The organism is Sphingosinicella humi (assembly GCF_003129465.1).
Taxonomy (GTDB): domain Bacteria; phylum Pseudomonadota; class Alphaproteobacteria; order Sphingomonadales; family Sphingomonadaceae; genus Allosphingosinicella; species Allosphingosinicella humi.
Window position 1 is genome coordinate 1,215,557 of record NZ_QFFF01000001.1, and the last position, 15,927, is coordinate 1,231,483.

The window sequence follows — 15,927 nt, forward strand, 5'->3', positions numbered from 1 at the left end:
GCGCCTGTCGTCAGATGCCGAGCTGGCGCTCAAGCTCTTTGAACTGCCGCTGCCGTTCGGCGGCAATCGCATCCTCCTGCGCCTGCCGCTCCTTCTGCGCCTCGATGATCTCGGCGTCGGTGCGGTTGGCGCTCCAGCTTTCGACATAGATGAGCTGCTCGCCGGGCGCGATGTTGGTTTGCGCGTCATAATAGAAGCCGACCAGGATCACCCCCGGCATGACGATCGCCAGGACGGCGGCGATCCACTGCACCTTGCTGCGTTCCTTCGCGAAGGCGCGCAGGTCCGCCCAGAGGACGCGTGGGGAGGCAGGACGCGGGAGCGACATGGCCGCCAAGATAGGGCCGGCGCCGCCGAAGCGCCAGCCCTGCCATGCAGCGCCTCCGCGAAGGGATCGGCGTTCAGCCGTTGAGCCGAAAGTGAACCGTCATCGTCTTGCGGCTTTCGATCGGCCGCCCGTCGACCGTCGCCGGCTCGAAGCGCCAATGGGCAAGCGCGTGGCGCTCGGTCGCGCGATAGAAGGCGTCGCTGGTCGCGCTGACCTTCTCCGCCGACTTCACCCGCCCGTCCGCGCCGATCAGCAGGCTGATGGTGACGGAGCCTTCGCGATCCAACCGGCGCTCCGAGGCAGGATAGGCCGGCTGCAACTCGCTCCGCCGATCGATTTGGGCCTCCTTGCGGACCGGCGGTGCCGGAGGCACGGGAAGGCTGGGCGGGTTGATGCCAGCGACCGGACCGGGCGGGACGGGACGGGGCATCGGCGGTGGGGGCAATAGATTGTCGGAAAGGGGTGGCAGGGGCATCGGCGGCGGCACAATGTCGACGGTGCTCGGCGGCGCCTTGGGCGGCTCCGGCAGGGGCTCGGGATCGGGCGGCGGCGGCTCCTTTTGCGGCGCCACCCGAAAGATGTCGATGATGTCCGGCGGCCTCCGCTCGATGGGCGTCTTCGACAAGGCGAGCGCCGTCAGAGCGACCGCGTGAAGGGCGATGACGATTATGAGCCCGGTCGGGCTTCTCGGTGTCTGATTGAGGAACCCAGTGTCAGCCATATCCACTCTCCATTCAGGCGCCGCTCTACGGCGGCTGGAGAGATGTTACAGCATCTCGTCATGTTATACCATACCGCCATGACGCGGCGAGAAGGATCGGCCTGAGCCCGGGATGAAGCTGGGAACGCGACTGTTCGGTGCCCGCCCGTTCAGATCGGCAGGCCGAGTTGGGGTGGGGCCGCCTCCCGCTCCTCGAGGCCGGACAGAGTGAGGCCGAGCAGACGGATACCTTTCTCGGCGGGGAGCAGCATGCCCAGGAGGCTGGTGCCGATGGCGAGGAATTGCGCCTGATCTTCAACGCCGCCAGCGACCGAATGCGCGCGGGTGACGGTGCGGAAATCCTGGAATCTGGCTTTCAACGTCACGGTGCGGCCGCGGACCTCGGCGCGCTCGACGCGCGTCCAGGCATAGCCGGCGATGCGCGCGAGCTCCGCCGTGAGGTCCTCCTCCGCGACAAGGTCGCTATCGAAGGTGCGTTCGGCGCCGACCGACTTGTAGGGGCGATTGGCCCGCACCGGACGGTCGTCCTCGCCGCGCGCCGCGCGATAATAATAAGCGCCCGAACGGCCAAAATTCGCCTCGAGCCAAGCCAGGCTCTGGGCGCGGAGATCGGCGCCCGTTTCGATTCCGAGCCTGGTCATCTTCGCGGCGGTGACGGGGCCGACGCCGTGAAAGCGCCTGACCGGCAGGGCGGCGACGAAGGCCGGGCCCTGGCGCGGGGTCACCACGCACAGGCCATCGGGCTTGTTCTGGTCGCTGGCGAGCTTGGCGAGGAACTTGTTGTAGGAGACGCCGGCCGACGCGGTGAGGCCGGTCTCCGAGCGGATGCGGGCCCGGATCTCCTCGGCAATGGTGGTGGCGACGCCGATGCCGCGCAGATCCTCCGTCACGTCAAGATAGGCCTCGTCGAGCGACAGCGGCTCGATATGCGGCGTATAGTCGGCGAAGATGCCCCGGATCTGGCGCGAAACCTCGCGATAGACGTCGAAGCGCGGCTTGACGAAAATGAGGTCGGGGCAGCGTCGCTTCGCCGTCGCCGAGGGCATGGCCGAGCGGACGCCGAAGACGCGCGCCTCGTAGCTCGCCGCCGCGACGACGCCGCGGTGCATGCCGCCGACCGCGACCGGCTTCCCTCTGAGTGCCGGGTCGTCGCGCTGCTCCACCGACGCATAGAAGGCGTCCATGTCGACATGGATGATCTTACGAACCGTTGGCTGCTCGTCGTTCACCCTTTGTCTGTATCGCGCCGCGCCTTCCGGGGGAAGGCGACAGCCTCACTTCGGCGCGGCCGGCGCTTCCACGACGATCATGGTGGGATTGAGGTTCATCAACCGGGTCTCGGCGGCAGCGGGAAGGCTGTCGGACAGGCCCAGCCGCCGCAGGAGCGATCCGAGCGGCGTGGGCGGCGAGGGATAGAAAGCGATTGCAGGCGGGGCATCGGCGGACTGCTCGATGAGACGCAGCGATGCGGGCGCTCCGGCCGGGACGACATTATCGACCCTGCTCCAGCCCAGCGGAAGCTCCGCGCGACGGATGAGTTCCTCGTCCGCAGCCACCATTTGGCCGGGATGGTCGAGCGCCGCCTCCACCAGCGCATAGGCCGGCCATTGCGGATTGTTGTTCTGCGCACTCAGCAGCAGCAGATTGAGCCCGACCATCCCCGTCAAGACCAGCGCCGCCAGTGGCATCTTCAACCGCGACAGCCAGAGCGCAGCGATGATCGCGGCGGCGACGGTCGTGATCGTGAAGTAGCGTGGGTTGAGGACGAGCTTGGCCGACAGAAGCGCAATGAGCAAAGCCGATGCCAGGCCGAGGGCGATGCAAAGGATCAGGGCATTTTTCCGGCGAGGTCCAAGTCCGCGGACCGCGCCCGTGGCCAGGGCAAGGGCCATCACCCAGAAGAGCAGGCCGAACTCGTTGTTGACGAGCAGCACCAGCAGCGGATCGATGAGCGGGTGCAGCAGAAGGTTGCCTTCCAGATTGGCGGCGCGGCTCAGCGTATCGCTATGATTGAAGGCGAGCATGTAGCGGTGGAGCGGATCGCCGGTGAGGGCGAACTGGAACAGCATCTCCAGCGCCAGCACGACCGCGGCCCCGGCCGCCGCGACCATCAAGATACGGCGGGGAAGAGGACGGCCCAGCAGGAAGAGCGGGGCGAACCCGGCGAGAGCCAGCACCGCGGTTTCACGGCAGAGAACCGCCAGGCCGAAGCAAATGCCGGCCGCGGCCGCCGATCGCTCTTGGCCATCCTGCCCCACGACTCCCGCGAGCCACCACAGCCCCAGCATGAGGAAGGTCGCTTCCGGCAGGTCGCAATTGACGACCGAGGCGGCGACGGCGCTGAGCGGCAAGGTCGCGAGCAGCACCGCCGTCAGCCAACCGACTTTCCGCCCGCCTATCCGGGTCGCCAGGCCAGCGCCGGTCGCGACAAAGGCGATGAACCAGAAAAGCGAGGTGACCGTGAGCGCGGCCGGACCGACGCCCACAATCAGCATCGCCGCGGCCAGCGAGAGTATCAGAGGGAAGCGGGTCGTCCAGTGGCTGTCGCCGGCGAACGGGGCGCTTCGCAGCCACTCGGCCGCGCCGCCATAGTAGCTCGCATCGTCCGAGGCGATATAGCCCGTCCAGCCGATCGCAGCCGCCGCGGCGCCAAGCGCCACGACCGATAGCAGCCCGGCCCAGCGCCAAGGGTCCGCCGCCGCAGCGGTGCGTGAATTTCCCGTCGGCGCTTGAGGGTGAACGGAAGCCATAGGCTCCCTTGCCACAAAGAGGCTTAACAGGCCGTTCGCTCCAGCGAGCGAGGAACCGGATCAGAAGCGGACGCTGAGGCCCACCGCCGCGATGCGGTCGCTCCGCCCGCCGGTGTCGCTGAGCGGCCGAATCCGGTCGAGCGACCGCTCCTTGTGGGAGGTGCGCGTGACTTCGATGAGGCCGACGCCGAGACTGACGTCGCGGGCGAGCGGTAGGCTGCCGACCAAAGCCTTTCGATAGACGGCGGATCCGTCCTGCTGGACGATGGGAGTCGTCGAAATACTGATGCCGGCGCTGCCGCTCCGAAGCGGGAGGTAGGAGGTCCTGCTCTCGCGAGACGGTAGATAGGATGGGCCGACCATGGCCCGGTCATCGCCGCGAACGCCGGCCGGTCCTTGCGCCTTGGAAGGCGTCGTGAAGACGAGCGGCAGGAGAAGCGCCGCGGCCACGTGGCGCCTATTCATGCTGCACTCACCAGATTCCCTGTTTCTCTTTGACAATACAGCGCTGGACCGAAGAAGAAGTTCCACGAACGACGTGAAGACTGGCGGCTTCAATCGGGCTTTACTCGCGACAGTCCCAAAATGAGGCTCATCGGCGGCCGGACCCGCGCGGCCATGGCGCCTGACGACGCGCTCCTGTAGGAGTGGACCATTATGGCTACGGGCAAGCGGGACGGTCTGCTGATCGCAGGTGGGGGCTTGGCGGGCGGCCTGGCAGCGCTGGCCATGGCGCGCGCACGTCCTGATGTGCCGATCCTGCTGGTCGAGGAAGGCGAGGCGTTCGGCGGCGAGCACAACCTGGCCTTCTTCGAGAGCGACATAGACGAGCCCGACCGCTGGCTGGCCGAGCCGCTGATCGGCAAACGCTGGCCGGGCTATTATCTCGCCTTCCCCGGCCGCACCCGCAAGGTGAAGGCCGACCTCGCCTGCATAGCACCCGACGCCATCCACAAGGCGGTGCTGGAGATGCTGCGACCGGACCAGTATCGGCTCGGCGCTCGCATCGTCGCCGTGCGGGAGAATGGGCTGATCCTGCAGGGCGGCGAAAAGATCGCGGCCGACGGCGCGATCGACGCACGCGGCGCTGCCAATCTGTCGATGCTGGAACTGGGCTGGGCGAAGTCCCTTGCCCGCGAATATCGCCTGAAGCAGCCGCACGGCCTGGACCGTCCCCTGCTCGTCGATGCCACCGAGGGCGCCGCGGCCGCCCGCTTCATGCGCTGCTGGCCGATCGGCGAGGATCGGATGCTGATCGAAGACGTCCAACTTTCGGAGCTCCCCGGCCTCGACGAGGAAGAAGCCGGCAAGCGGATCGACGCCTATCTCGGCCGCCGCGGCTGGGCCAAGGCGAAGCGGGAGCGGGAGACCGTGGCCACGCTTCCGCTGGCGATCGGCGGGGACTTTCCCTCATTCTGGCGAGTCGGCGGCGCCCGGGTGGCGAAGCTCGGCCTTCGCGGCGGCTTCTTCCACCCTGCGACCGGCCACTCGCTGCCGGATGCGCTCGCGACGGCGACCCTGCTCACCCAGCAGCAGGATTTTACCGGCGCCGCGCTCCACGATTTGTTCGAGAGCCTCGCCACTGCGCTCTGGCGCAAGCGCGACTTCTATCGCGGCATCAGCAAGACGATGTTCGAGACGGCTCCGGCCGATCGCCTCGGCTATTTCGAACGATTGAACAGCCTCGATCCAGGCGTGATGGCCCGCCTCCACGGCGGCCGTTCGACCCTGCTCGATCGCCGCCGTATCGCCCGACTCTGATCAGGACCGCGCCGCCAACGCCTCCAGAGCATCGGCGATACGCCTTTGCTCGCGAAGGCCGCGCCACAGGAACAGACTCGCGAGCGCGGCCAGCCCGACCAGCGCGAGCAGCGCATAGGTGATCGCTTCCAGCCATCGCGCCGCTTCCGACGGGGCGGATGCCGCAGGAGCGCCGGGATCGGAGAGCACGCCCCTTGGTGCCGCTGGCTGCCGGGTCGGTTCCGGCTGAGGTGCGGCCGCTTCCGGCTCGGATTCCGGCAGCGGCGGGCGGTCGGCCGTCGGCGGCTGGGTCTCCAGCCCCATGCGCGTTTCGATGCTTTCGGACGGAATGGCCGCGATCGAGCCGATTATGGACAGCGTCACCAGGCCGGCGAGCGCCAGCATGAGGATGCGGCCCAACCAGTCGAGAAAGCCACGGGTCATATGGTAGCAAACGCGCCGCCGATCGAGATGGATGCGAATAGCTCCATGGGGGACCGGCTTCCATTCGCGGCGCTGCTGTGCTTAAGACCGCGACAAATTCGCCCACTTCCAAGGATTCCTCGATCCATGAATATCCACGAATATCAGGCCAAGGAGCTGCTCTCGAAATTCGGCGTGGCGGTTCCGGCCGGCATCCCCGCGATGAGCGTCGAGGAGGCGGTCGCCGCCGTCGGCAAGCTTCCCGGGCCGCTCTACGTCGTCAAGGCGCAGATCCATGCCGGCGGGCGCGGCAAGGGCAAGTTCAAGGAATTGGGGCCTGACGCCAAGGGCGGCGTCCGCCTCGCCCGCAGCGAAGAGGAAGTGCGCGCCGCCGCCCAGGACATGCTCGGCAACACGCTGGTGACGATCCAGACCGGTCCCGAGGGCAAGGAGGTCAACCGCCTCTACGTCACCGACGGCGTCGACATCGCCAGGGAATTCTACCTCGCTCTCCTCGTCGATCGCTCCACCGGCCGCATCGCGGTCGTCGCCTCGACCGAAGGGGGCATGGACATCGAAGAGGTCGCCCATTCGACCCCCGAGAAGATCCACACCATCACCATCGATCCGGCGACGGGCCTGATGCCGCATCACGGCCGCTCGGTGGCGGCGGCGCTAGAGCTGACCGGCGACCTCGCCAAGCAGGCGCAAAGGATGCTCGGCAAGCTCTACGACGCCTTCCTCGGCACCGATGCCAGCCAGATCGAGATCAATCCGCTCGCCGTCACCAAGGACGACAAGCTGCTGGTGCTCGACGCCAAAGTCGGCTTCGATTCCAACGCCATGTTCCGCCATCCGGACCTGGCCGAACTTCGCGACCTCAGCGAAGAGGACCCGATGGAGATCGAGGCCTCCAAGCACGACCTCGCCTACATCAAGCTCGACGGCAACATCGGCTGCATGGTGAACGGCGCCGGCCTCGCCATGGCGACGATGGACATCATCAAGCTGAACGGCGCCTTCCCGGCCAACTTCCTCGACGTCGGCGGCGGCGCTTCCAAGGAGAAGGTGACGGCCGCGTTCAAGATCATCCTCTCCGACCCGGCCGTGCAGGGCATCCTGGTCAACATCTTCGGCGGCATCATGCGCTGCGACATCATCGCCGAAGGCATTGTCGAGGCCGCCCGCGAAGTGCACCTTGCGGTGCCGCTGGTCGTCCGCCTCGAAGGCACCAATGTCGAGCAGGGCAAGGCCATCCTCGCCGAGAGCGGCCTGCCGATCGTCCCGGCCAACGATCTGGGCGATGCCGCCAAGAAGATCGTCGAGCAGGTCAAGGAATTGGAGGCGGCGTAAGCCGTCGCAACGAAGCAGGGTCATCCCGGCGAAAGCCGCGACCCAAGAACGCCAAGGCCAAGTTCTTGGGTTCCGGCTTCCGCCGGAATGACGAGGGAGAAGGCATATGAAGCTTCTGGTCCCCGTGAAGCGGGTCATCGATTTCAACGTGAAGCCGCGGGTGAAGGCCGACGGGTCGGGCGTCGATCTCGCCAACGTCAAGATGAGCATGAACCCGTTCGACGAGATCGCCGTCGAGGAAGCCATCCGCCTCAAGGAAAAGGACGTGGCGACCGAGATCGTCGCCGTGTCGATCGGCCCGGCCAAGGCGCAGGAGACGCTGCGCACCGCGCTCGCCATGGGTGCGGACAGGGCGATCCTCATCCAGACCGACGCCGAGGTCGAGCCGCTGGCCGTCGCCAAACTCCTGAAGAAGGTCGCCGACGAAGAGCAGCCCGGCCTGGTGGTCATGGGCAAGCAGGCGATCGACGACGATTCGAACCAGACCGGCCAGATGCTCGCCGCCCTGCTCGGCTGGGCGCAGGGCACCTTTGCCTCCAAGGTCGAGGTGGAGGGCGATCATGTGAGCGTCACCCGCGAGGTGGACGGCGGCCTCGAGACGGTGAAGCTGAAGCTTCCCGCCATCGTCACCACCGACCTTCGCTTGAACGAGCCGCGCTACGCCTCGCTGCCCAACATCATGAAGGCCAAGTCGAAGCCGCTCGCCCAGAAGAGGCCCGAGGATTATGGCGTCGACATCGCGCCGCGCCTCGCGACGGTGAAGGTGACGGAGCCGGCCAAGCGCCAGGCGGGCGTCAAGGTCGGCTCGGTCGACGAACTCATCGCCAAGATCAAGGAAACGGGAGTGATCGCATGAAGACGCTCGTCTGGGTTGAACATGAAGGCGGGGAATTGAAGGACGCGACCTTGTCGGCCGTCACCGCCGCTTCCAAGCTCGGCGAAGTCCATTTGATCGTTGCCGGCGAGGGCGTCGGCTCCGTCGCCAACGAGGCCGCCAAGATCGCGGGCGTCGGCAAGGTCCATGTCGCCGACGATGCCGCTTACGCCCATGGCCTGGCGGAGAATGTCGCGCCGCTGGTCGCCGGGCTGATGGCCGATCACGACGCCTTCCTGGCGCCGTCGACCACCACCGGCAAGAACATCGCCCCGCGCGTCGCCGCCCTGCTCGACGTGATGCAGATCTCGGACATCCTCTCGGTCGAGAGCGAAGACACCTTCACCCGGCCCATCTACGCCGGCAACGCCATCGCGACGGTGAAGTCGTCCGACGCCAAGAAGGTGATCACCGTGCGCGGCACCGCCTTCGAGAAGGCCGCAAGAGAGGGCGGCTCGGCGGCGCTCGAGCCGGTGAGCGGCGCGGGTGACGTGGGCCTCTCCAGCTTCGTCGGCGCCGAGATCGCCGCCTCCGAGCGCCCCGAGCTGACCAGCGCCAAGATCATCGTCTCGGGCGGCCGCGCGCTGGGCAGCGGCGAGGCCTTCCATCAATATATCGAGCCGCTCGCCGACAAATTGGGCGCCGCCGTCGGCGCCAGCCGCGCCGCGGTCGATGCGGGCTATGTTCCCAACGACTATCAGGTCGGCCAGACCGGCAAGATCGTCGCCCCGGAGCTCTATGTCGCCATCGGCATTTCGGGCGCCATCCAGCACCTTGCCGGCATGAAGGATAGCAAGACCATCGTCGCCATCAACAAGGACGAGGACGCGCCCATCTTCCAGGTCGCCGACATCGGCCTCGTCGGCGACCTGTTCAAAGTCGTGCCGGAACTGACCGAGAAGCTGTGACTCCTTATTCCGCCGCCAGCACCTGCTGGGCGGCGGGATAGTCGAGATAGCCCTCGCTGCCTTGGGTGTACCAGGTAGCGGCGTCGTCCGGCGTGAGCGGTGCGGCGGCGCGGAGCCGTTCGACCAGGTCCGGATTGGAGATGAACGGGCGGCCGAAGCTTACGGCGTCGGCCTCGCCAGAGGCGACCGCGACCTGGGCGGAATCGAACCCATAGTCCTGGTTCAGCACCAGCGGGCCGCGGAACACGGACCGGATTTGCGGCGAGACCTTGGGCTGGTCGCTTCGGCCGAACGTCCCGTCGGGCCCCTGCTCTCTCAGCTCGAGAAAGGCGATCCCGATCTGGTCGAGCGCCGCCGCGGCCGGAACGAATACGGAAGCGGGGTCCGGGTCGGAAACGCCCTGGCTCTCTCCGTTGGGCGACAGGCGCACAGCGACCCGCTCCGGCCCGGCGACGCTCGCCACCCGCTCCGTCACTTCCACCAAGAAGCGGGTCCGGTTTTCGGGCGCGCCGCCATATTCGTCGACGCGGAAATTGGCGCTGGCCCTTAGAAACTGGTCGATCAGATATCCGTTCGCGCCGTGGATCTGAACGCCGTCGAATCCGGCGGCGAGCGCGTTCACGGTCGCCACTTCATAATCGTCGAGGATGCGGGCGATGTCATCGCGAGTGGCGGCGCGCGCCGCCTCGTACGGCTTCTTGCCTTCATAAGTATGGGCCAGGGCCGGCGCAGTGGTGGCCGACGAGGAGACCGGCGCCGCCCCGCCGAGAAAATCGGGATGGACGATCCGCCCCATATGCCAGAGCTGTGCGACGATCCGCCCGCCCGCGCGGTGCACCGCGTCGATCACCGGCTTCCATCCCTCGACCTGCGCCTCATTCCACAAGCCGGGTGCGAAAGGCCAGCCCAGCCCTTCGCGGCTGATGCCAGTCGCCTCGCTGATGATCAGGCCGGCGCCGGCACGTTGCGCGTAATATTCGGCCATGATCGGCGTGGGCACAGCTTCGCGCGTGGCGCGGGCACGGGTGAGAGGCGCCATCACCACCCGGTTGGGCGCATCGATTGCGCCAAAGCGGATCGGATCGAACAGATTTGCCATCAAACAGTCTCCCTGACCGCGGCGGCCATGCCGCGTCACCCGCAATTAGGGGGTAAGCGAGATAGTTCAACATTTCGGAACTATTAAATTGACCGCGCCAACTCTAAATATGACTTATGGCTCTTTACCCGCATCCTCGGCTGGATGACGTCTCGCTGGAGACAGCGCTGCATGCGCTTGCCGATTCGTGCCGCCTCGGCATCGTGAGGCGCCTCGACAGCCAGACCGGCGAGCTTTCCTGCCAATCGGCGGCCCAGGCCGGAGAGGTGCCCAAGAGCACCCTCAGCAACCATTTCAAAATCCTGCGCGGAGCCGGGTTGATCCGCACCCGCGCCGCCGGCCGTGAATATCTGAGCTCGCTCCGCCGCGAGGAGTTCGATGCCCGATTTCCCGGACTGCTCGATACCGTGCTCCGCCAGCCGCGGGACTGAGTTCAGAAGCCGCCGAGGAAAGCAGCGACATTCACGCCAAGGTCATCTACCGCATAGCCGCCTTCCATGACGACCAGGGTCGGCCAGGCCGCCGAGGCAATGCTGCGGGCGAGGGCTGGATAATCCTCCGTCTCCAGGCGAAAATGGCTGATCGGATCGCCGCTGAACGTGTCGGCTCCGAAGGACAGGACCAGTAGGTCCGGCGAGAATTGACGGATACGGTCCATCGCGGTGTCGAGCGCCGCCTGGAATTTCGGTCGAGCGGTGCCGCGCGCGAGCGGAATATTGAGGTTGGCGCCTTCTCCCGGCCCTTCGCCGGCTTCGTCGGCATGGCCCCAATAAAAGGGATAGTCGGTTTTGGGATCGGCGTGGATCGAGACGAACAGGACATCTTCCCGGTCGTAGAAGATGTCCTGCGTGCCGTTGCCATGATGATAGTCGATGTCGAGGATGGCGATGCGGCCGGCCCCGCCGTCGATCGCGGCCTGGGCGGCGATGGCGGCGTTATTGAGATAGCAATAGCCGCCGAGATAGTCCGCGCCGGCATGGTGGCCGGGTGGGCGGCAGAAGGCGAAGGCGGATCGCTCCCCGGCCAGCACGATGTCGAGGGCGGTCAGCGCGGTCTGCGCGGACCAATAGGCTCCGGTCCAGGTGCCTTCGGCGATCGGCGTGCCGGCGTCATAGCTATATTGGCCGAGGCGGGCATCGATCCGCTCGAGGTCGAGCGGACGGCGGCGAACGACGGGCCAGGTGTAGCCAGCCGCATCGCCGGTGCGTCCCGCCGCCTTCCAGTCGGCATGGGCACGTTTCAGAAAGTCGACATAGTCCTGGCGGTGGACGCGAAGGATCGGCGCTTCGCCATGGTCGTGGGCTGGCTCGGTCTCGCCGATCGCCGCGAGGATCGACTCCGCCCGGCCGGGATGTTCGGCGTGGGGCACGAACGCGCCATTGTGAAGCTCGAGGGCCGGCGCATGCTCCAGCTGGCGGGCATCCCATATCTTGCGCATCAGACTTTTACTCCGCCACCCCAGCGACTCCGTTTGCATGCCAGCCTTCGCCGGTACGGCGGCTATCTGAGCAGATCGCTCGGCAGGGTCGGTTCGGAGATCACCCGTTCCATCACCGCCCAGCGCGCCTCGGACGTGTTGCCGGCGGCTTCGACATAGGCTTCGACCATGTCCTCGCCGAGGCCGTAGTTGATCACGTAGCTGCGATATTCGTCGATGAAGTCGACCGACTGTTCTGCCCGCTTCTTGGAGACGAGCTGATATTTTTGCGTGAGCTCGACGGCGCGGTCGCGATTGGTGCGGCCTTCCAGATAATCGCGGGCGATGGTGAAGCGGGCTCCCTGCAGAGCCTCCATCGCCTCGAGCAAAGCGAGATATTCATCGGCCTGGTCCGTCGGCAGTCCGGCCAGCGGGTAGAGGACGGACGTTTCGTAGCGAAGCCGCTCCTCGCCCGGAAAGGCGAGGTCGATCCCGTAATTGGCCGAGCCTTCGGCGATCAGCGACTGGGGCGAATAGAGCGGGTAGACGCTGAACTCGATCCAGCCGCGCTGCTGCGTCAGCCGCTGCTCCAGCAAGGCATTCAGGACGTGGTGCCCCGGATAGCCTTCGTGGCAACCGAGATCGACGGCGCGGCTGATGCGGATCGGCAGATCGGTGTTGACCTGGATCAGGCTGTTATAACCGCCCTGATAATAGTTGTAGCCCGACCAGCTCTTGCCGGTGACGAACTCCAGGGTGAAGGTTTCGCCGGCCGGCAGGCCGACATGCGCGGCGGTGCGCCTTTTGCACTCGGCGATGGCGGCGTCGAACACCGGCTTCAGCCGGTCGGCGGGGATGGTGAAGCGCTCCTGGAAGGCATCGACCCGCTGCCACAGCGGACCCTCGCCCGGAACGAGGGCGTCAATCCGCGCCAACACGGGATCAAAGGTCGAGAGCGGCTGAATGTCGGGGCTGACACCGAACAGTCCCTCGGCCTCCTCGGCGAAGCTCAGCCTCTCGCCTCTAAGCATGCGCAGCCGCGTCGAGGCGGCCCTGAGCTGCGCCAATAGGAAGGTCCGGCGGCGCTGTTCCATCGTCTCCAAGGTCGCGGGATCGATGGCGTTGACGCGCGCCGTCAGCGCCGCCGCCTCCGCCGCGAGACTCTCGAGCGAGCGCGGCGCCGCCTTGGCGGCATCGCGCCACTCGGCCGGGCCGTAATAGGCATCGACATAGCCGGGTTCGCGCTCGCCTATCTCCAGCGTCATCTGGACATAGTCGGCGGCGATCTCATCGAGGCTGTCGCCCTCAACCTTGCCGGAGACGCAACCGGCGAGGAGCAGCAGTCCCAAAAACGCGTGAGGCCATTTCATGGCCTCCGTTCCTCAAGCGAAACCACATCGCCGTCAATCCGTATCTCCCGCTCCTGCTCGGCCTGCGTTTCCTCGTGCCGCAGATGTTGCGGCGCGAGGCGGAGCAGCAGATAGCCGGCCAGCGCCGACACGAGGGAGCCGAGCAGCACGCCGATCTTCGCCTCCTCGATCAGGTCCGGCCGGCCGGGGAAGGCGAGCGCGCCGATGAAGAGGCTCATGGTGAAGCCGATGCCGCAGAGAAGCGCGACGCCGTAGATCTGGAGCCAGGTCGCGCCGCGCAGGCGCTGAGCGAAGCCCAGGCGACAGCAGAGCCAGACCGCGCCGAAGATGCCGACCTGCTTGCCGACGAAGAGGCCGGCGGCAATGCCGAGCGGCAAGGGCGCGAAGATCTGGTCCACCCCCATCCCCGCGAGCGAGACGCCGGCATTGGCGAAGCCGAACAGCGGCACGATGAAGAAGGCGACGAGCGGCGTGATCGCATGCTCCAGCCGGTGAAGCGGCGAATGAACCGCATCCGGCGCGCCGGGCGTCTTGACGATCGGGATCATGGCCGCGGCGAGCACGCCGGCGATGGTGGCATGAACGCCGGAGAGGAGAACCGCGTACCAGAGGCCAAGCGCCAGCAGCATGTAGACCCAAAGCGCCCTGACGCCGCTCTTGTTGAGGAGATACATCACGAACAGGATCGCCGCCCCGGCGCCGAGCGCGAGGGTGTTGAGCGAGTCCGTATAGGCGAGGGCGATGATCGCCACCGCCCCCATGTCGTCGACGATGGCCACGGTGGTGAGGAACAGCTTCAGCGACGTGGGCGCGCGCTTGCCGAGCAGCGCCAGCACTCCGATGGCGAAGGCGATGTCGGTCGCCGCGGGGATCGCCCAGCCCCTGACCAGCTCCGGCGTGCCGGCGGTCAGCATCAGATAGACGGCGGCGGGCACGATCATGCCCGAGCCGGCGGCGATGAAGGGGAGGCGGCGCTGGCTCCAGGTGGCGAGGCGGCCGTCGACGAATTCGCGCTTTATCTCCAGCCCGACGAGCAGGAAGAAGATGGCCATCAGCCCGTCGTTGATCCAGAGGTGCAGCGTCATCGGCCCGAGCTTCGGCGTCAGGGCCGGGCCGATCGGATCGTGCAGGGCGTGATGGTAAAGATCGTAGAGCGGGCTGTTGGCGACGATCATGGCCAGCGCCGTCGCGCCCATCAGCAGCAGGCCCCCCGCCGCTTCGCTCGCGAGGAACTGCCTCAAGGCCGATGGCGCACCGCTCCGCTGGACCACTATGTCTCCTTCCGATTGCAGGAGCGTCCTAACCGCCGGATAGCGGGCGCGCCAAGGCGGTTAGTGCCGGAAGTGGCGCATGCCGGTGAAGACCATGGCAAGGCCGGCCTCGTCGGCGGCGGCAATTACTTCCTCGTCGCGGATCGAGCCGCCCGGCTGGATCACGGCCGTGGCGCCCGCCTCGACGGCGGCGAGGAGGCCGTCGGCGAAGGGGAAGAAGGCGTCCGAGGCGACCGCCGAGCCGAGGGTGCGCGGCTCGGCCCAGCCCGCCTTCTCCGCCGCGTCCTTCGCCTTCCAGGCGGCGATGCGCGCGGATTCGAGTCGGTTCATCTGTCCCGCGCCGACGCCGGCGGTGGCGCCGCCCTTGGCATAGACGATGGCGTTCGACTTCACATGCTTGGCCACCGTCCAGGCGAACAGGCAGTCGGAGAGTTCCTGATCCGTGGGCGCCCTTTTGGTCACGACCTTGAGATCGTTACGGCCGATCCGTCCATTGTCGCGCGATTGGACGAGATAACCCCCGGCGATGGACTTCAGCGTCAAGCCGGCGCGCGCCGGATCGGGCAACTCTCCGGTGAGGAGAAGGCGAAGGTTCTTCTTCTTGGCGAAGACGGCGCGGGCGTCCTCGTCGGCATCGGGGGCGATGACGACCTCGGTGAAAATCTGGGTCATCGCCTCGGCGGTCTCGCGGGTGAGCTTTTCGTTCACCGCGATGATGCCGCCGAAGGCCGAGACGGTGTCGCAGGCTAAGGCCTCCTCATAAGCCTTGAGCAGCGTGGGAGCGGTGGCGACGCCGCAGGGATTGGCGTGCTTGACGATGACGCAGGCAGGACCGGAACCGCGGAACTCGGCGACCAGCTCCAGCGCCGCGTCGGCGTCATTGTAATTATTGTAGCTGAGTTCCTTGCCCTGGACTTGGCTTGCCTGGGCGATGCCGCGCGCGTGCGGGCCAGCGGGAATGTAGAGCGCCGCCTTCTGGTGCGGGTTCTCGCCGTAACGCAGCTCCTCCCGCTTGTTCATGATGGCAGGGAGCATGTCGGGGAAGAATTGCTGCTGATCGGCGAAGGCGAACCAGGAGGAAATCATCGAATCATAGGCTGCCGTCGCAGAAAAAGCCTTGGCGGCCAGCCGCTTGCGGAAAGCGAGTGACGTCATGCCGCCGCTCCCGTCGAGGGCGGCGATCAGCTCCGCATAGTCCGACGGATCGGTGACGATGGCCACGTGGACATGGTTCTTGGCGGCCGAGCGGACCATCGACGGGCCGCCAATGTCGATATTCTCGATGATCTCGTCGCGCCCCGCGCCCTTCGCGACGGTCTGGGCGAACGGATAGAGGTTGACGACGACGAGGTCGATCGCACCGATTTCGTGCGCCTCCATCGCGGCGACATGCTCGGGATTGTCGCGAACGGCGAGGAGGCCGCCGTGAACCTTGGGGTGGAGCGTCTTGACGCGGCCGTCCATCATCTCGGGAAAGCCGGTGAGATCGGAAATATCCCGCACCTCCAGCCCTGCATCGCGCAGCGCCTTGGCCGTTCCGCCGGTCGAGACCAGCTCCACGCCGTGGCGGGCAAGCGCCTCGCCCAGCTCGACCAGGCCGTTCTTGTCGGACAGGGAGAGCAGCGCGCGGGTGATTTTCACGTCGGACATCGGGGTTTCCTGAAGGTGTGTTC

At 66.7% G+C, this 15,927-nt stretch carries 16 protein-coding genes; 5 read left to right on the forward strand and 11 right to left on the reverse strand.

What is annotated here, in order from left to right:
* Nucleotides 1-10: 10 nt before the first annotated feature.
* The 5 genes from DF286_RS05935 to DF286_RS05955 form a co-directional block, all read right to left on the reverse strand.
* Nucleotides 11-328, reverse strand: a complete 318-nt coding sequence (locus DF286_RS05935) for a hypothetical protein (protein ID WP_146193571.1) — start codon at nucleotides 326-328, stop codon at nucleotides 11-13.
* Between the two features lie 73 nt (nucleotides 329-401).
* Nucleotides 402-1,049 carry an energy transducer TonB gene (locus tag DF286_RS15470; RefSeq protein WP_109270595.1) on the reverse strand — a complete coding sequence of 216 codons (648 nt, stop codon included), beginning with the start codon at nucleotides 1,047-1,049 and terminating at the stop codon, nucleotides 402-404.
* A gap of 149 nt (nucleotides 1,050-1,198) precedes the next feature.
* The gene (gene dinB / locus DF286_RS05945; protein ID WP_279379316.1) at nucleotides 1,199-2,278 is read right to left on the reverse strand and encodes a DNA polymerase IV; all 1,080 of its coding nucleotides are present in this window, start codon (nucleotides 2,276-2,278) and stop codon (nucleotides 1,199-1,201) included.
* Nucleotides 2,279-2,323: 45 nt separating this feature from the next.
* Complete coding sequence (locus tag DF286_RS05950; protein ID WP_109270596.1) at nucleotides 2,324-3,799, reverse strand: ArnT family glycosyltransferase; 1,476 nt, start codon at nucleotides 3,797-3,799, stop codon at nucleotides 2,324-2,326.
* A 60-nt stretch (nucleotides 3,800-3,859) separates the two neighbouring features.
* Complete coding sequence (locus DF286_RS05955; RefSeq protein WP_109270597.1) at nucleotides 3,860-4,264, reverse strand: hypothetical protein; 405 nt, start codon at nucleotides 4,262-4,264, stop codon at nucleotides 3,860-3,862.
* 192 nt (nucleotides 4,265-4,456) lie between these two features.
* Here DF286_RS05955 and crtY point away from each other — a divergent pair, with 192 nt between their 5' ends.
* A complete protein-coding gene (crtY, locus tag DF286_RS05960) occupies nucleotides 4,457-5,560 on the forward strand; it encodes a lycopene beta-cyclase CrtY (RefSeq protein WP_109270598.1) in 1,104 nt (367 codons plus the stop codon).
* Here crtY and DF286_RS05965 read toward each other — a convergent pair whose 3' ends face one another.
* Nucleotides 5,561-5,983, reverse strand: coding sequence for a hypothetical protein (locus DF286_RS05965; protein WP_109270599.1), 423 nt, complete (start codon nucleotides 5,981-5,983; stop codon nucleotides 5,561-5,563).
* 126 nt (nucleotides 5,984-6,109) lie between these two features.
* Between DF286_RS05965 and sucC the strand changes: the two genes are divergently transcribed.
* From sucC to DF286_RS05980, 3 genes are all read left to right on the forward strand, one after another.
* Complete coding sequence (gene sucC, locus DF286_RS05970) at nucleotides 6,110-7,315, forward strand: ADP-forming succinate--CoA ligase subunit beta (RefSeq protein ID WP_109270600.1); 1,206 nt, start codon at nucleotides 6,110-6,112, stop codon at nucleotides 7,313-7,315.
* A gap of 106 nt (nucleotides 7,316-7,421) precedes the next feature.
* Nucleotides 7,422-8,171 carry an electron transfer flavoprotein subunit beta/FixA family protein gene (locus tag DF286_RS05975; RefSeq protein ID WP_109270601.1) on the forward strand — a complete coding sequence of 250 codons (750 nt, stop codon included), beginning with the start codon at nucleotides 7,422-7,424 and terminating at the stop codon, nucleotides 8,169-8,171.
* The gene (locus DF286_RS05980) at nucleotides 8,168-9,097 is read left to right on the forward strand and encodes an electron transfer flavoprotein subunit alpha/FixB family protein (protein ID WP_109270602.1); all 930 of its coding nucleotides are present in this window, start codon (nucleotides 8,168-8,170) and stop codon (nucleotides 9,095-9,097) included. The genes DF286_RS05975 and DF286_RS05980 overlap by 4 nt, the downstream gene beginning before the upstream one ends.
* Before the next feature lie 4 nt (nucleotides 9,098-9,101).
* Here DF286_RS05980 and DF286_RS05985 read toward each other — a convergent pair whose 3' ends face one another.
* Nucleotides 9,102-10,196, reverse strand: a complete 1,095-nt coding sequence (locus tag DF286_RS05985; protein WP_109270603.1) for an alkene reductase — start codon at nucleotides 10,194-10,196, stop codon at nucleotides 9,102-9,104.
* A 116-nt stretch (nucleotides 10,197-10,312) separates the two neighbouring features.
* Here DF286_RS05985 and DF286_RS05990 point away from each other — a divergent pair, with 116 nt between their 5' ends.
* On the forward strand, nucleotides 10,313-10,627 hold the full coding sequence (locus DF286_RS05990) for an ArsR/SmtB family transcription factor (RefSeq protein WP_109270604.1): 315 nt from the start codon (nucleotides 10,313-10,315) through the stop codon (nucleotides 10,625-10,627).
* A gap of 2 nt (nucleotides 10,628-10,629) precedes the next feature.
* On the opposite strand, the gene DF286_RS05995 is transcribed toward DF286_RS05990, so the two are convergent.
* The 4 genes from DF286_RS05995 to purH form a co-directional block, all read right to left on the reverse strand.
* Nucleotides 10,630-11,634: a histone deacetylase family protein gene (locus DF286_RS05995; RefSeq protein ID WP_109270605.1), complete on the reverse strand. Its 1,005-nt coding sequence runs from the start codon at nucleotides 11,632-11,634 to the stop codon at nucleotides 10,630-10,632.
* 62 nt (nucleotides 11,635-11,696) lie between these two features.
* Nucleotides 11,697-12,983, reverse strand: coding sequence for a hypothetical protein (locus DF286_RS06000; protein WP_109270606.1), 1,287 nt, complete (start codon nucleotides 12,981-12,983; stop codon nucleotides 11,697-11,699).
* A complete protein-coding gene (gene nhaA, locus DF286_RS06005) occupies nucleotides 12,980-14,254 on the reverse strand; it encodes a Na+/H+ antiporter NhaA (RefSeq protein ID WP_279379317.1) in 1,275 nt (424 codons plus the stop codon). The genes DF286_RS06000 and nhaA overlap by 4 nt, the downstream gene beginning before the upstream one ends.
* A 60-nt stretch (nucleotides 14,255-14,314) precedes the next feature.
* Nucleotides 14,315-15,904 carry a bifunctional phosphoribosylaminoimidazolecarboxamide formyltransferase/IMP cyclohydrolase gene (gene purH, locus DF286_RS06010; RefSeq protein ID WP_109270607.1) on the reverse strand — a complete coding sequence of 530 codons (1,590 nt, stop codon included), beginning with the start codon at nucleotides 15,902-15,904 and terminating at the stop codon, nucleotides 14,315-14,317.
* Nucleotides 15,905-15,927: the final 23 nt, after the last annotated feature.

Bases quoted from the DNA above. Each gene is read 5' to 3' on its own strand.
- DF286_RS05935 (WP_146193571.1), bottom strand. From the start codon at position 328: ATGTCGCTCCCGCGTCCTGCCTCCCCACGCGTCCTCTGGGCGGACCTG.
- DF286_RS15470 (WP_109270595.1), bottom strand. From the start codon at position 1,049: ATGGCTGACACTGGGTTCCTCAATCAGACACCGAGAAGCCCGACCGGG.
- DF286_RS05950 (WP_109270596.1), bottom strand. From the start codon at position 3,799: ATGGCTTCCGTTCACCCTCAAGCGCCGACGGGAAATTCACGCACCGCT.
- DF286_RS05955 (WP_109270597.1), bottom strand. From the start codon at position 4,264: ATGAATAGGCGCCACGTGGCCGCGGCGCTTCTCCTGCCGCTCGTCTTC.
- crtY (WP_109270598.1), top strand. From the start codon at position 4,457: ATGGCTACGGGCAAGCGGGACGGTCTGCTGATCGCAGGTGGGGGCTTG.
- DF286_RS05965 (WP_109270599.1), bottom strand. From the start codon at position 5,983: ATGACCCGTGGCTTTCTCGACTGGTTGGGCCGCATCCTCATGCTGGCG.
- sucC (WP_109270600.1), top strand. From the start codon at position 6,110: ATGAATATCCACGAATATCAGGCCAAGGAGCTGCTCTCGAAATTCGGC.
- DF286_RS05975 (WP_109270601.1), top strand. From the start codon at position 7,422: ATGAAGCTTCTGGTCCCCGTGAAGCGGGTCATCGATTTCAACGTGAAG.
- DF286_RS05980 (WP_109270602.1), top strand. From the start codon at position 8,168: ATGAAGACGCTCGTCTGGGTTGAACATGAAGGCGGGGAATTGAAGGAC.
- DF286_RS05985 (WP_109270603.1), bottom strand. From the start codon at position 10,196: ATGGCAAATCTGTTCGATCCGATCCGCTTTGGCGCAATCGATGCGCCC.
- DF286_RS05990 (WP_109270604.1), top strand. From the start codon at position 10,313: ATGGCTCTTTACCCGCATCCTCGGCTGGATGACGTCTCGCTGGAGACA.
- DF286_RS05995 (WP_109270605.1), bottom strand. From the start codon at position 11,634: ATGCGCAAGATATGGGATGCCCGCCAGCTGGAGCATGCGCCGGCCCTC.
- DF286_RS06000 (WP_109270606.1), bottom strand. From the start codon at position 12,983: ATGAAATGGCCTCACGCGTTTTTGGGACTGCTGCTCCTCGCCGGTTGC.
- purH (WP_109270607.1), bottom strand. From the start codon at position 15,904: ATGTCCGACGTGAAAATCACCCGCGCGCTGCTCTCCCTGTCCGACAAG.